The organism is Bradyrhizobium sp. SZCCHNR2028 (assembly GCF_032380995.1).
Taxonomy (GTDB): Bacteria; Pseudomonadota; Alphaproteobacteria; order Rhizobiales; family Xanthobacteraceae; genus Bradyrhizobium.
In genome coordinates this window covers 26,250-40,366 of sequence record NZ_JAUHJF010000005.1, presented here as the reverse complement: position 1 = coordinate 40,366, position 14,117 = coordinate 26,250, and the positions used below count along the sequence as shown (strand labels likewise).

At 66.3% G+C, this 14,117-nt stretch carries 13 protein-coding genes; 7 read left to right on the top strand and 6 right to left on the bottom strand.

The window, feature by feature from the left end:
* Window positions 1-35: 35 nt before the first annotated feature.
* Window positions 36-545: a GNAT family N-acetyltransferase gene (locus QX121_RS10415; RefSeq protein WP_006611902.1), complete on the bottom strand. Its 510-nt coding sequence runs from the start codon at window positions 543-545 to the stop codon at window positions 36-38.
* A gap of 240 nt (window positions 546-785) precedes the next feature.
* On the opposite strand from QX121_RS10415, the gene QX121_RS10410 reads away from it, so the two are divergent.
* From QX121_RS10410 to QX121_RS10385, 6 genes are all read left to right on the top strand, one after another.
* Window positions 786-1,688, top strand: coding sequence for an alpha/beta hydrolase family protein (locus QX121_RS10410; protein ID WP_315811868.1), 903 nt, complete (start codon window positions 786-788; stop codon window positions 1,686-1,688).
* A gap of 9 nt (window positions 1,689-1,697) precedes the next feature.
* A complete protein-coding gene (locus QX121_RS10405; RefSeq protein ID WP_315811867.1) occupies window positions 1,698-2,165 on the top strand; it encodes a DUF2269 domain-containing protein in 468 nt (155 codons plus the stop codon).
* 10 nt (window positions 2,166-2,175) lie between these two features.
* Window positions 2,176-3,504, top strand: coding sequence for an SDR family oxidoreductase (locus QX121_RS10400; protein ID WP_315811866.1), 1,329 nt, complete (start codon window positions 2,176-2,178; stop codon window positions 3,502-3,504).
* On the top strand, window positions 3,504-3,914 hold the full coding sequence (locus tag QX121_RS10395) for a thiol-disulfide oxidoreductase DCC family protein (protein WP_315811865.1): 411 nt from the start codon (window positions 3,504-3,506) through the stop codon (window positions 3,912-3,914). Before QX121_RS10400 ends, QX121_RS10395 begins: the two co-directional genes overlap by 1 nt.
* A 137-nt stretch (window positions 3,915-4,051) precedes the next feature.
* A complete protein-coding gene (locus QX121_RS10390) occupies window positions 4,052-5,122 on the top strand; it encodes a YeiH family protein (RefSeq protein WP_315811864.1) in 1,071 nt (356 codons plus the stop codon).
* 7 nt (window positions 5,123-5,129) lie between these two features.
* Window positions 5,130-6,014 (top strand): LysR family transcriptional regulator, encoded by an 885-nt coding sequence (locus QX121_RS10385; protein WP_315811863.1) that lies wholly within the window; start codon window positions 5,130-5,132, stop codon window positions 6,012-6,014.
* A 99-nt stretch (window positions 6,015-6,113) separates the two neighbouring features.
* On the opposite strand, the gene QX121_RS10380 is transcribed toward QX121_RS10385, so the two are convergent.
* The 3 genes from QX121_RS10380 to QX121_RS10370 all read right to left on the bottom strand — a co-directional run bounded on the left by QX121_RS10380 (window position 6,114) and on the right by QX121_RS10370 (window position 10,469).
* The gene (locus tag QX121_RS10380) at window positions 6,114-7,358 is read right to left on the bottom strand and encodes an NAD(P)/FAD-dependent oxidoreductase (RefSeq protein WP_315811862.1); all 1,245 of its coding nucleotides are present in this window, start codon (window positions 7,356-7,358) and stop codon (window positions 6,114-6,116) included.
* 126 nt (window positions 7,359-7,484) lie between these two features.
* Window positions 7,485-9,311, bottom strand: a complete 1,827-nt coding sequence (typA, locus tag QX121_RS10375; protein ID WP_315740466.1) for a translational GTPase TypA — start codon at window positions 9,309-9,311, stop codon at window positions 7,485-7,487.
* Window positions 9,312-9,707: 396 nt separating this feature from the next.
* Window positions 9,708-10,469, bottom strand: a complete 762-nt coding sequence (locus tag QX121_RS10370) for a Crp/Fnr family transcriptional regulator (RefSeq protein ID WP_315778188.1) — start codon at window positions 10,467-10,469, stop codon at window positions 9,708-9,710.
* Between the two features lie 168 nt (window positions 10,470-10,637).
* Here QX121_RS10370 and QX121_RS10365 point away from each other — a divergent pair, with 168 nt between their 5' ends.
* Entirely contained in the window at window positions 10,638-11,012 is a 375-nt protein-coding gene (locus QX121_RS10365; protein WP_315778187.1) for a response regulator, read from the top strand.
* Between the two features lie 45 nt (window positions 11,013-11,057).
* Here the strand turns inward: QX121_RS10365 and QX121_RS10360 are convergent, their stop codons facing one another.
* Entirely contained in the window at window positions 11,058-12,629 is a 1,572-nt protein-coding gene (locus tag QX121_RS10360; protein ID WP_315778186.1) for an alkaline phosphatase D family protein, read from the bottom strand.
* A gap of 139 nt (window positions 12,630-12,768) precedes the next feature.
* On the bottom strand, window positions 12,769-14,115 hold the full coding sequence (locus tag QX121_RS10355; RefSeq protein WP_315740462.1) for a TAXI family TRAP transporter solute-binding subunit: 1,347 nt from the start codon (window positions 14,113-14,115) through the stop codon (window positions 12,769-12,771).
* Window positions 14,116-14,117: the final 2 nt, after the last annotated feature.

The window sequence follows — 14,117 nt, the reverse complement described above, 5'->3', positions numbered from 1 at the left end:
ACGCCTAACGCGCACAGAGCACAGCCGGTCCAGGCTCAGTTGGTCCAGGCAAAGGCGACCTTGTCGAGCGACTTCGGCCCGAAGCGCTCCGACGACCGCGCGACCATGCGGCCGCCCAATGCGCGGTAGAACTCGGTGGCGGGATCGTTGTCGGACAACGCCCACACCACCATGCTCTTCAGGCCGCTCTGCGCGAGGTCGCGCTTGGCGGACTGAAAGAGCCGGCGACCGAACCCCAGCCCCTGAAATTCCGGTCGCAGATAAAGCTCGTAGACTTCTCCGTCAAAATGCAGGCTGCGGGCGCGATTGCGGCCGTAATTCGCATAGCCTGCGACCTTGTCGTTGAACACCAGCACGCTGACGCGGCTGCCTTTGCGGATCGCGCTGTCCCACCATTGGGGGCCGCGCCGGTTGATCAGCTTCTCCAGCTCTGCGCCAGGGATGATCCCCTGGTAGGCGGAACGCCAGGCTTCATCATGGGCTGACGCCACCGCAGCCGCATCTGCAGCCTTGGCCGGACGGACTTCGATCAGGGTTGTGCTCATAACGAGATCAAAGCAAGTCGGCGGTCCGCCTTCAAGGTGCCACGTTAAAGATCGGTTAACCTGTGGACTTTCGGCATCACCGTGGCGGAAAGCTGTGCCGAAAAGGGACAATTTCGCAACATTGTCGGGCGTCGGTGGTGTCCTGTCACCGCCGATTCATACGTCGCGGGAAAAACTGCATCTGACCGGCCGCGGCGTGGGCTAGTGTGGCGCAAGCTCAACATCTTCCCGTTCGGCTGAATGGTGCTGCTTCGCTGCGTCTCATGGTTGCTCGCACTGGTCGTCCTGTCGGCAGCCGGCGCAACGGCACAGCCGTTCGGTCCCGCGTCGCCCGAAGCCGAGCCGGCGCGCCGGCAGCAATGGCTGATACCGTCCATCAAGACCGAAATTCCCGCGCGTGCGATCCTCTATCGGCCTGCCGGCCACGGGCCGTTTCCGCTGGCCGTGATCGCGCATGCCTCGACGCAGAATCCGCTGTGGCGGGCACAGCTGCCGCAGCCCACCTACACGGCGCTGGCGCGTCTCCTGGTGGGGCGGGGCTATGCCGTGCTGGTCCCGGAGCGGCTCGGGCACGGCCGCACGGGCGGTCCCTACGTCGAAGACCAGGGCGGCTGCGCCGACGCGGACTATGAGAAAGCAGGACGCGCAACGGCGGCGCAGATTTTGCGCGCGCTCGCGGACATGCGCGAGCAGCCGTTTGCCGCGAAGGGCGGCGCCGTCATCATCGGCCATTCGGCCGGCGGCTGGGGCGCGCTGGCGCTCGCCGATCAGCCGCCGCAGATCGTCTCAGCAATCGTCGTGTTCGCTCCCGGCCGTGGCGGGCATGCCGACGACGTGCCCGGGCGTGTCTGTGCAGAGGCGCGCCTGCTTGATACGGCCCGCGCGTTCGGACGCGGCGCGCGCGTGCCGGTCACATGGCTGGTTGCGGCCAATGACAGCTACTTTCCACCACCGCTTTCGCGTCGGCTTGCGGAGGCCTTCAACTCGGCCGGAGGCCAGGCGGGCTTCAAGCTGTTGCCAGCGTTCGGCGAGGAGGGGCATTGGATGATCGAGCACGACGACGGCGTGGCACTGGCGGCGGATTTGCTGCCGCGGGCGCTGACAACGACACGTCGGTCGACGCATCCGATGCCGCCGAACTAGCAGGACACGATGACGCTGTATTTCCTGGTCAAATATCTGCACGTGCTCGGCGCCATCGTCATTCTCGGCACCGGCACGGGGATCGCATTCTTCATGCTGATGGCGCATCTGAGCGGCGAGGCCGCGTTCATCGCGCACACCGCAGGCGTCGTCGTCATTGCCGACATGCTGTTCACGCTCTCGGCGGTGCTGCTGCAACCGGTCACCGGCGGCACGTTGATATGGCTGTCGTCGACAGCGATGACCGATCGCTGGCTGCTCACCTCGCTCGCGCTCTACGCGGTCGCCGGGCTGTTCTGGGTGCCGGTGATCTTCATGCAGATCGAGCTGCGCGACCTGGCGCGCCTCGCGGACGTCGGCGCCGAGGAGCTGCCGCCGCGCTACTTCATCGTCTTCCGCCGCTGGTTCCTGTGCGGCATCCCCGGCTTCGGCGCGGTCATGGCCATTCTCTGGCTGATGATCGCAAAGCCGTTCTGACGAGACGCGCATGATCACGTCGACCAACCACCGCATCCTCGTGCTTGGCGCTTCCGGCCTGATCGGACGCTTCATCACCGACGATCTGCGCCAGCGTGGCTGTGCGACGGTCGGTGTGGCGCGCGCGTTCTCGCCATCACAACGCGTGTCGCCGTTCGACATCGAGCTGCCGATCATGGCGCTCGATGCGCCGGCTCTGGCGAGTCTGATCCGCGCCCACGAGATCGATGTCGTCGTCAACTGCCTCGGCGTGCTGCAGGATGGCCCGGGCAGCGACACTACGGCCGTGCATCGTGAGTTCGTCGCGCGCGTGCTCGCAGCGATCACGGCCTGCGGCCGTCGCGTGCGCTTCATTCACATCTCGATCCCCGGCACGGCCGATGAGGATCACACCGCCTTCGCTACGACCAAGCGCGAGGCGGAGCGGCTGATTGCATCCTCAGGCATTCCCTACGCCATCCTGCGCCCCGGCTTCGTGATCGCGCCGTCGGCCTATGGCGGCAGCGCGATGGTCCGCGCGCTCGCGGCGCTTCCGGTCGACCTGCCGGCGAAGGATGCGGCGACACCGTTCCAGCCGGTGGCGGTCGCGGACATCGCCGCGACCATCGCCTGGCTCGCGATGCGGCCGATCGATGACGAGGCGACGCGCGCGGTGAGCTGGGACCTGATGCAGCCCGAGGCGGTGACGCTTGGCGACGTGCTCGGTGCGTTTCGGCGCAGTTTCGGCACAATGGATTGGCCACGCGTTGCCGTGCCCGCGCCGCTGATCAATCTCGGCGCTTTCGCCGGTGACCTCTGCAGCCGGCTCGGCTGGATGCCGCCGATGCGCACCACCGCGATTGCCGAGCTTCGCCGCGGGGTGCACGGCGATCCCGCACCGTGGATCGCTGCGACCGGCATCACACCCACGACGCTGGACCGCGCCGTCGGCGCACATGGCGCCACCATTCAGGACAAATGGTTCGCACGCCTGTTCCTGATCAAGGCGCTGATCATTGCCGGCTTGGTGTTGTTCTGGGTCGCGTCGGGGTCGATCGCACTGTTGGTCTCGTTCCCCGCGACCACGGCGATCCTGACCACGCGCGGCTGGCCCGACTGGTTCGCCGTCCCATTTGCGGCGATCACCAGCATGATGGACATTTCGGTCGGCGTATTGATCGCGTTCCGCAGAACCGCAGCATTCGGGCTCGCCGCCGGCATCCTCGTCTCGCTCGGCTACATGCTCGGCTGCGCGATCCTCACGCCCGACCTCTGGCTCGAGCCGCTCGGCGCGCTGGTGAAGACGGGACCTGCGATCGTGCTGATGCTGGTCGCGCTGCTCATGATGGACAATCGCTGATGACCAACTGGCCCGACGATGATGTGATCCTCTACGACGGCGTCTGCGTGTTCTGCTCCCGCTGGGTGCAGTTCGTGATCGCGCGCGACACCGCCAAGCGCTTCCGCTTCACGCCGATCCAGTCGCCTTACGGCACCCGGCTGGCGCAGGCCTTCGGCATCGATCCCCAGGAGCCCGACACCAACGCGGTGGTGCATGGCGGCAAGGCGCATCTGAAATCCGATGCTGCGCTGACCGTATTGTCGAGCCTGCCGGGCTGGGGCTGGACGCGCGCGCTGCTCGCCATCCCGAAGCCGCTGCGCGATGCGGTCTACAGCCTGGTCGCGCGCAACCGCTACCGCATCTTCGGCAAATACGAATCCTGCTTCGTGCCCGATGCCGAGCTCCGGAGGCGGGTGCTGGAGTCGTGATCCGATCCGCGGGTGAGATGCGGGAGCGAGCCAGGAATTGATCGATTTGAACGAATGATATATACGATATAATCTGTTGGATCGATTGATCGCAGCATGAAATTCTCCTCTCCAGACCCTGTTTGGGAGAGTTTTCCATGGCTGCCCCGTCGCATGATTTGATCGCCGATGCGCCCGTTGCCGTTCCTCATCGACCTGCCCACGCGCCTGCGACGCCGGCGGCACCGACGCTGCTGCCCGGGCTCGCGCTGTCCGCGGCGCTCGCGGCCGGCGCCTTCGGGCTGCGCCTGGTGCCGGGCCTCGGCCTGTTCAGCCCGATGATCCTCGCGATCGTGGCAGGGATGGCATTGCATAACGTCATCGGCACGCCGGCGCGAGCCAAGCCCGGCGTCGCCTTCTCGATGCGCCGCGTGCTGCGGCTGGCGATCATCCTGCTCGGCCTGCAACTGACGGCCGCCCAGATCGTCGAGGTCGGCGCCCGCGGACTCGTGGTGATCGCGCTGAGCCTCACCGGCACCTTCCTGTTTACGGTGTGGGTGGGACGGCTGCTCGGCGTCGATCGTAAGCTGGCGGAGCTGATCGCCGCCGGCACCTCGATCTGCGGCGCGTCCGCCGTGATCGCGACCAACACGGTCACGCGCGCCCATGACGAGGACGTCGCCTATGCGGTGGCCTGCGTCACAGTGTTCGGCTCGATCGCAATGTTCATCTATCCGCTGCTTCCGACACTGCTGCATCTCGACGCGCACGCCTTCGGCCTGTGGAGCGGCGCCTCCATTCACGAGATCGCCCAGGTGGTCGCGGCCGCGTTTCAGCAGGGCCAGCAGGCCGGCGAGTTCGGCACCATCGCCAAGTTGGCCCGCGTGATGCTGCTGGCACCGGTCGTGCTCACGCTCGGCCTGCTGGCAACGCGGCGCGCGCGCCATGGCGGCGAGACCCGGAGCAATGCGCAGCCGCCGCTGCCCTGGTTCGTATTCGGCTTCATTGCGCTGGTCGGCCTCAACAGCGTGATCAGCATACCCGCCGAGATGAAGACCGTGATCGTGACGGCGACCACGTTCCTGCTGTCGATGGCGCTGGCCGCGATGGGACTGGAAACGGATTTCGCCAAGCTCAAGGCCAAGGGCCTGCGGCCCCTGGCGCTGGGCCTGCTCGCCTTCCTGTTCATCGCAGGCTTCAGCCTGGCCCTGGTGAAGCTGACCACATAGGACGCACGTGACGCTCGAACAGCTCAGGATCTTCGTGGCGGTCGCGACCCGCGAGCACGTCACCCAGGCGGCCCGCGACCTCAATTTGACCCAGTCGGCGACATCCGCGGCTGTAGCCGCGCTCGAAGCCCGCTACGAGACCAAGCTGTTCGATCGCGTCGGACGCCGCATCGTGCTCACGGCGACCGGGAAGGCGTTTCTCGTCGAAGCAAAGGCGGTGCTGGCGCGCGCGGCCGCCGCCGAGACCGTGCTGAACGATCTCGCCGGCCTGAAGCGGGGGCAGCTGGCGCTGGCGGCCAGCCAGACCATCGCGGGCTATTGGCTGCCGGCCTTCATTCACCGCTTCAATGCCGCGCATCCGGCGATCAAGCTGCAACTGTCGATTGGCAATACCGAGCAGGTTGCGACCCAGGTCCGCGAGGGCTCTGCCGATCTCGGCTTCGTCGAGGGCGATGTCGACGATCCCGTGCTCACGGCCCAGCCGGTCGCGGACGACGACATGGTGCTGGTCGGCCCGATCGATCATCCGCTGTGCCGCGGCAGGTCCGTGACAACCAGCGACCTGAGGACGGCGCGCTGGGTGTTGCGCGAGCAGGGCTCCGGCACGCGCGCCGCGCTCGAAACAGCGCTGGGCCGCTTCGGAATCACTCCGGCCGAGCTCGATGTGGTGTTCGACCTGCCGTCCAACGAGGCCGTGCGCGGCGCCGTCGAAGCCGGCGCCGGCGTCACGGTGCTGTCGCGCCTGGTGGCAATGCGCGCCGTCAAGGCGGGGCTGCTCGCCGTCGCCAACATCGAGCTGCCCAAGCGGCACTTCTACAGCCTGCGCCACAAAGAGCATCACCAGACGCAGGCCGCACGGGAGTTTCTGCGGATGGTGGGGGAGACGCATTGATTGGGGCAGGTCATCCCGAGCGTAGCGAAAGCGATCCAGAAATCCCACCGCGGTGACAGTCTGGAGTGCCTCGCTGTGCTCGCAACGACGGTGGATGTGCTAGCGCTTGGTTACTGACGCCAGAGCTTCCCGCGCCGCGCGCTCGCCGCTGTCGCGCGCGCCATGGGCGGTCGAGAAGAAATCCGAGGGCGTCGCCTCGCCGGCGAAGAACAGCCGATCATCAACCGGCGCGGCCAGCACGGCGCGCTTGTCGGCATGTCCGGGCAGTGCATGCGAATAGGCGCCGCGCGCGAACGGGTCGGCGCCCCAGCGGGACTCGGCGAGCGGACGGAGGCTCTTGCGGATGTCGTTGCCGAGCAGGGCCACGATGTCGTCGATCGCCTGCGCCGCCAAGGCCCCCTCGCCCGCCACTTCGATCTCGCGAGCGAAGCTGCCGCCATAAAAACCTTCGATGCAGGGCTGGCCGAACGGGCGCAGCTGGAAGCTGCCGACCCGCGCGGTGTGGCTTCGGCCGCGCATGCCCGAATCCCTCGGCAGGTGCTCCCAGCCGTCGAGCGCCAGCGTCACCTTGTTGTCGAGACCGAGCGGCAGGCCAGCGGCGGCTTCGACCTTGCTCGGCAGGGCCGGCGAAAAGCGGAGCGCTTCGTCGACGATGAGACTGGTCGGCACGGTCACGATGACCTTGTCGGCCGTCACCGTGCCCCGCGAGGTCGTCAAGCGAATGCGCGTGTCGCCGTGATCGATCAGGGTCACGTTGCAGTTCAAGGCGATCGGCAGGCCCCCGCCATAGGCGGCGACCAGCGCGCCATAGCCGTGGCGAACGCGCCAGTTCAGCTCGGTGTCCTCATAGGCTTCGAAGTCGAGCAGCGACATCTGGTCGAGCTCGCAGCCGTTGAGATAGGTGCAGATCGCATCGATCATGCCGTTCCAGCGATTGCCGGGCTCCAGGCAGATGCTCGCCGGGGCATCGCGGCCACTCTTGGCGGCCTCTGCGGTGCGCGTAAAGAACGCCTCCAGCGCCCGCAAGAACTCCTCGCGCCCGTGGCGCGGAAATGCCGCGTCATAGGCCTGGTCGCGCCAGGGCGGCCGGCTGGTGTCGATAGTGAAAGCAAGCTGCTCGGCGATGCCGACGAAGGAGTTGCGATCAGCCGAATGCAGCCAGCCGCAGCCGAGATCGAAGGTGACGTCAGGCGAAGCCATGATGGTGTGAGCACGGCCGCCGATGCGGTCGCGGGCCTCCAGGACGATGAACGAGACGCCCTTGTCCTGCAGCGCATGTGCGGCGCCGAGGCCCGCGGCACCCGCACCGATGATGGCGATGTCGATGGAGGATGGGAAAGACATTGGCTCATCCAACTCCGTCGTCATGCCCGGCCTTGTGCCGGGCATCCACGTCGTCCTCGCAAGCCCCAAAACGTGGATGGCCGGGACAAGCCCGGCCATGACGCATTTGAGGATGGAGGGCGGAAATTACGCCACCGCTTCCTTCTGTTTCTCGGCGCGCTTGCGCTCGTTCGGATCGAGATGCTTCTTGCGCAGGCGGATCGACTTCGGCGTGACCTCGACCAGCTCGTCGTCCTCGATATAGGCCAGCGCCTTCTCCAGCGTCATCCGGATCGGCGGCGTCAAACGGACCGCCTCGTCCTTCGACGTGGTGCGGATGTTGGTGAGCTGCTTGCCCTTCAGCACGTTGATCTCGAGATCGTTGTCGCGGGTGTGCTCGCCGACGATCATGCCGCGATAGACCTTCCAGCCCGGCTCGATCATCATCGGGCCGCGGTCCTCCAGCTTGAACATCGCGTAGGCCACCGCCTCGCCCTGGTCGTTGGAGATCAGGACGCCGTTGCGGCGGCCGGCGATCTCGCCCTTGAACGGGGCATAACCGTGGAACAGGCGGTTCATGATCGCGGTACCGCGGGTGTCCGTCAGCAGCTCGCCCTGATAGCCGATCAGGCCGCGGGTCGGCGCGTAGAACACCAGCCGCAGGCGGTTGCCGCCGGACGGGCGCATCTCGATCATCTCGGACTTGCGCTCGCTCATCTTCTGCACGACGACGCCGGAATGCTCCTCGTCGACGTCGATCACGACCTCCTCGATCGGCTCCAGCCACGCGCCGGTGGCCTCGTCCTTCTGCAGCACCACGCGCGGACGCGACACCGACAGCTCGAAGCCTTCGCGGCGCATGGTCTCGATCAGGATCGCGAGCTGCAATTCGCCGCGACCCGACACTTCCATGGCGTCCTTGTCGGCGGATTCGACGACGCGCAGCGCGACATTGCCCTCGGCCTCGCGCAGCAGGCGGTCGCGGATCATGCGGCTCGTGACCTTGTCGCCTTCGGTGCCCGCCAGCGGCGAGTTGTTGACGATGAAGGACATCGACACGGTTGGCGGGTCGATCGGCTGCGCCGGGAGCGGCGTCTCGACCGAGGGATCGCAGAACGTGTCGGCGACGGTGCCCTTGGTCAGGCCTGCGATGGCGACGATGTCACCGGCCTCGGCCTCGTCGAGCGGCACGCGCTCGATGCCGCGGAACGCGAGAATTTTGGAAATACGGCCCTGCTCGACGACCTTGCCCTCGGCGTTCAGCACCTTCACGGCCTGGTTGGGCTTGATGCTGCCCGAGGTGATGCGGCCGGTGATGATGCGCCCCAGGAAGTTGTTGGCCTCCAAGATGGTGCCGATCATGCGGAACGGCCCCTCTTCGACCGACGGCGCCGGCACATGGCGCAGCACCAGGTCGAACAGCGGCTGCATCCCGGCGTCCTTCGGACCTTCCGGGCTCTCGGCCATCCAACCCTGCTTGGCCGACCCGTACAGGATCGGGAAGTCGAGCTGCTCCTCGGACGCGTCGAGTGCGGCGAACAGGTCGAACACCTCGTTGATGACCTCGGTCGGACGGGCGTCGGGACGGTCGACCTTGTTGATGACGACGATCGGCTTGAGGCCGACCTTGAGCGCCTTGGAGACCACGAACTTGGTCTGCGGCAGCGGGCCCTCGGCGGCGTCGACCAGCACCAGGGCGCCGTCCACCATGTTCAGGATGCGCTCGACCTCGCCGCCGAAATCGGCGTGGCCGGGGGTGTCGACGATGTTGATGCGGGTGTCCTTCCACTGCACCGAGGCGGCCTTGGCCAGGATGGTGATGCCGCGCTCGCGCTCCAGGTCATTCGAGTCCATGGCGCGCTCGGCAACCTTCTGGTTCTCGCGGAAGGTACCCGACTGCTGCAGGAGACGGTCAACCAGGGTGGTCTTGCCGTGGTCGACGTGGGCGATGATGGCGATGTTGCGAAGATTCATGGTCGGTGTCTTCTAAGCTTTCTCAAGAGCCCGTGCTCTGTCCCCGGCGGGGCGCGCGCTTTGTTATAGTCGAATCAAGCTGTTAGCTTTACGACGCGCGCTCGCGAAACTCGTTCGGCGGCAGGGGCCGGCAGCCCCAAATAGGAAGCCCGGCCAATCGACCGGGCAGACCTCACGCGTTGCGGCGCAATATAGGCAGAAAATGCCAAAAAACAATGACTGCTTTCAGGAACGAGGAGCGGTTTCCGAGCGGCTGGCTAACGCCTCCGCGACCGCACGCTTCCGGGCGGCGCGGTAGAAGACGAGACCAACCACTCCGACCGGCAATCCCACGAGGACCAGCGCCGACAGCCGTCGGCTGCGCCTATGCGCGGAAAGAAAAAAACGCTTGTGGGCTCAGCCCGTCGCGGCCTGCTCGGTCGGATAGACGCCGCGCAGGACCTCCTCGAAATGGGTCTTCACGGCCTCGTTGCACAGGCAGGAGCGGCGCTTCAGCGCGTCGAAGTCGCGCACCATGAAGGCGCCGCGGCGGGTTTCGAGAATGCCCTCGGCTCGGAAGGTCTGGACGACCCGGCTGACATAGCTGCGGCCGACGCCGAGCAGCGTCGCCAGCTGCTCATGCGTCAGGGGCACGATCGGCTCGCCGTCGGTGCGGTCCATCGCGGCCACGATCCACTTCGCCGTCCGCTGCTCGATCGAATGAATCGCATTGCAGGCGGTCGACTGGAACATCTGCGCCAGCATGCAATCGGCGTAGCGCGCGAACACGTTGCGCAGCGTCTTGGATTGCAGCTTGGCGGCCGCCAGGCGGGACAGTGGCAGCCGTGCAAACGGGCCGCCGAACTTGACGACGATCCGCGTATAGGCCGGCAGGAAGCCCTCGCTGACGATGCCGCCGACGGCGCCCTCGCGGCCGACCAGGATGGTCTCGACGTCGCGGCCGTCCTCATTGGGGACGAGATAGGACGTGAGCGCCGGCCCACAGGGAAAATGCACGATCTGCACGTCGTCCCCGGGACTGTAGAGCAGATCGTTCGGCGTTGCCTCGTCCTCCACCAGATACGGCGAAATCAGCGCGTAGTCGGCCGCACTCAGCCGCAGCAGCAGGTTGTTGTGGGGCCGCTCCCGGTTCAGCGTGGTCACACCCTGGCTCAGCATCGTCATCCCCTGCGCGCAACGCATGTGCGTGATTCGTGCTCCTTGTGTTCACAAGTGCACCGACACACGAACTCTGATATGCTGCCTTGGTTCCAGGAACCCGCCAGCGCACTCAAGAGGAGACGCCGGCTGCGGCGCCCATCCCTCATCCTGGAACCCGCAGATCCCATGACCAGCTCGCAATCAGGCGTGCCCGAGCTTTATCAACATGTGCTGGTCGTCGAAGACGACCCCATCATTGCGCTCGGATTGGAAGACACGATCACCGACCTCGGCGTTCCCGACATCAGGATCGCAGCCGACGTCGCGACCGCGCTCGCCATGATCGCGGAGCGCGCCCCGCAATTCGCATTGCTCGATGTCGGCCTGGTCCGCGAAAAGAGCTTTGCGATTGCCGAGCGGCTGACGGCGCTCGGCATTCCCTTCGCCTTCTCCACCGGCTATGGCGCCGACCGCGTGCCGGCCGCGTTCGCCGACCGGCCACGGCTGCCGAAGCCTTGCCCGACCGACGCGCTGGAGGCGGTGCTGCGCCGACGCGACTAGTTGCCGTCGCAGCACGCGATCGTCTTGCCGCCGAACAACGACAGCTCAGCCGAGCTTCGGATCGAGCGTGGTCGACCACAGCGCGACGTCGGCGCGATCGCGCAGGGTCACGGTCATCTGGCCCGTGGCGCCCTCGATCTTGACGTGGCCGAAGAACTGCATGCCGGCCGATGGCGGCAGGTTCTGCTTATCGAGGCCCGGCGCCTTGATGAACCGCACCTCGGGGCCGAAGGTGTTGTCGAGCTCGTTCGGACCGAACGTGCCGGCATGCAGCGGACCGGAGACGAACTCCCAGAACGGCTCGAAGTCCTGAAACTGCGCCTTGTTCGGATCGTAATAGTGCGCGGCCGCGTAGTGCACGTCCGCCGTCAGCCACACCGTGTTCTGGATCGGCGCCGTCTTGATGAAGCGCAGGATCTCGGCAATCTCGAGCTCGCGGCCGCGCGCCGGGCCGTCCCCTTGGGCAACCGCTTCCGAGCCCTTCTTGTTGGCCGCGTCGTCATAGACGATGATGCTGAGCGGCATGTCGGAGGCGATCACCTTCCAGGTCGCGCGCGAATTGAGCAGCGCCTGCTTCAGCCAGCGCATCTGCTCCGGCCCGATGAAGTAGGACGCCGGACCATATTTGTCCTCGAGATTGGGACCGTTGGCGCCGCGGTAGCTGCGCTCGTCGAGCACGAACACGTCGAGATGAGGGCCGTAATTGATCGTGCGATAGACGCGCCCCGGCTCGATGATGCTCTCGCGCATGGGATACATCTCGTGAAAGGCGCGCGCCGCGCGGGCCGCGAGCAGCTGGATGTTGCGCTCCTTGTAGCTGGCCGGCAGCTCCTTGGAGGCCGACCAGTTGTTGGTGACCTCATGATCGTCCCACTGCACGAAGATCGGCACCTCGGCATTGAAGGCGCGGACGTTCTCGTCGAGGAAATTGTATTTGTGAGCGGCACGGAACTCGTCGAGCGTCTCGGCGACCTTCGCCTTCTCTTCCACGGTGAGATTCTTCCACACCTTGTTGTCCGGCAGCTTCACCTCGGACTTGATCGGACCGTCGGCGTAGATGGTGTCGCCGGAGTGCAGGAAGAAGTCCGGGCGGTGCTTCTTCATCGTCGAGAAGGTGAACATGCCGCCATCGTCGGGGTTGATGCCCCAGCCCTGCCCCGCCACGTCGCCGCCCCAGACGAACGAGACGTCGCGCCTGTTGCCGGGCGCGGTGCGGAAGCGGCCAAGCGCGGCCTCGCTTTCGACCGCGACATGCGAAAGGTCGCGGAACTTGACGCGGTAGAAGATGTCCTGGCCGCTGGGCAGACCGTCGATCAGCATCTTGGCCGTGAAGTCGCTTTCCGGAAGTGCGGCGACCGGAGGCAGCGTACGCGCGTCCTTGAACGACTCGGTGGTCGCCACCTCGACCAGCATCTGCGACGGCCGGTCGGCACGCGCCCAGACCACGCCGCCATCCATGCCAACGTCGCCGGACTGCACGCCATGCGTGATCTGCGGCCGGTCGGCGGCGCGGCTCAGATAGGGCATCGCCAGCGTCGTGACGCCGGCTGCGGCGGCTGTCGACAGGAAGCGGCGGCGGGACAGGGCTGTGCGCGGTCGAGGAATGCGAAGCGTCATGCGGATCTCCTGGTCGGATCGCGCGCGGGAGCAGGCGCGAGCCACGGCCCGGCAGACCTAGAAAAGATTGATGACGCTGGAATTACACGCGGCGTCTTGGGCAGTGCGCGACACCGCCGCAAGGGGAGCGTGGCAGACCTCAGGTGCCGGCGGCACGCAACTGCGCGCCGGTTCGCTGCAGATTGGCGGGCATGCTCATCAGGATGAGCTTGCGATCGGCGACCGCGTTGTGGAACTGCTCGAGCGCGATGTTGAACGCGGTCAACGCCGCGTGCTCGATCGCGCCGTCCTCGAAGCAGGTCAGCGTGTTGCGCAGGATCTCGTCGGCCTCGGCCTGGAGCTGATCGAGCTCCTCGGTCGAATCGCACTTGCGCGCGATCGTGATCATCTCCAGCAGACGATCGCGCAGCGAGGTGTTGATGGTGCGTTCGTCGCGCTTGAGATAGCCGGCGAACCACGCGCCGGCCGAGCCCATCGCCGAAAGCGCCATCAGGCTCCACCAGATGTAGTCGCTGTAGCGGTCGAGGAAGGTCTTCTCCTCGCCGTCGACGAAGGCCGCCGCGCCGGGATGGACGGGGATCGCGGCGTCCTTGTCGGTGTCCGGCGTCTCGATCTTGGCGGCAAGCGGAAATTCCGACATCAGCTGCTGGCGCACCGAGAACAGCTGATGCGTGAACGTCGAGACCGTCGATTCGGCGAGGCCCTTGCGTGCCACGATGTGGTGATTGAAGCTGATCGTCTTCACTTCATCTTCAGGGCGATCGGGCGCCCCGCCGAACGCGCCGGCCGGAATCTCGGTGGCCTCGTATTCGGGATGGTTCTGTGCGATGGCTCCGGCGGAATCGATGGCCAGGAAGGTGGGGGGGCCGCCCTCCTTGGTGGCGGCTGCGATCGCATCCGCCGTGATCTTGCTGTTGATGGGACCGGCCGCCAGATAGACATCGGCCCTCTGGCTTCGGACCGCTTCGGCGGCCTCGGTGATCGGGAATTGGACGATCTCGACCTTGCCGGGGTCGACGCCATATTGGCGCAGGATGACCTTCAGCAGGTTCGCGTTCGCCGGCGTCCGGCCGATGATGCCGACTTTGTGGCCCGCGAGCTGCGAGATCTTCGTGATCTTGGCGCCACCCTTGCGGCTCTTGCCCTTGCCGGACGAGGGCACCCAGAGGACGACGACGTTCTTGCGCAGCGTCGCTACCGCCTGTGCGTTCTTTGGGACCTCGAGGTCACCCCGCACGATCGCAAGGTCCACCTTGGCGGCGGCCAGCGCCTGCGCGCTCTCGGCGGCGCCCTCGGTCGGAACCGGCCGCAGCCTGACGGAGGCGTGCGACTGGGAAAAGGCCTGGGTCAGGGCCTGGACGACCTTCAGGTCGTCGCTGTTGGGCGGACCGACCGCGATCTTGAGCACCACGGGACGCATCGCAAAATAGTAGGCACCCGTCAAAGCGCCGACGACCGCGAGGATCCCGGCGATGACGATGAACACGG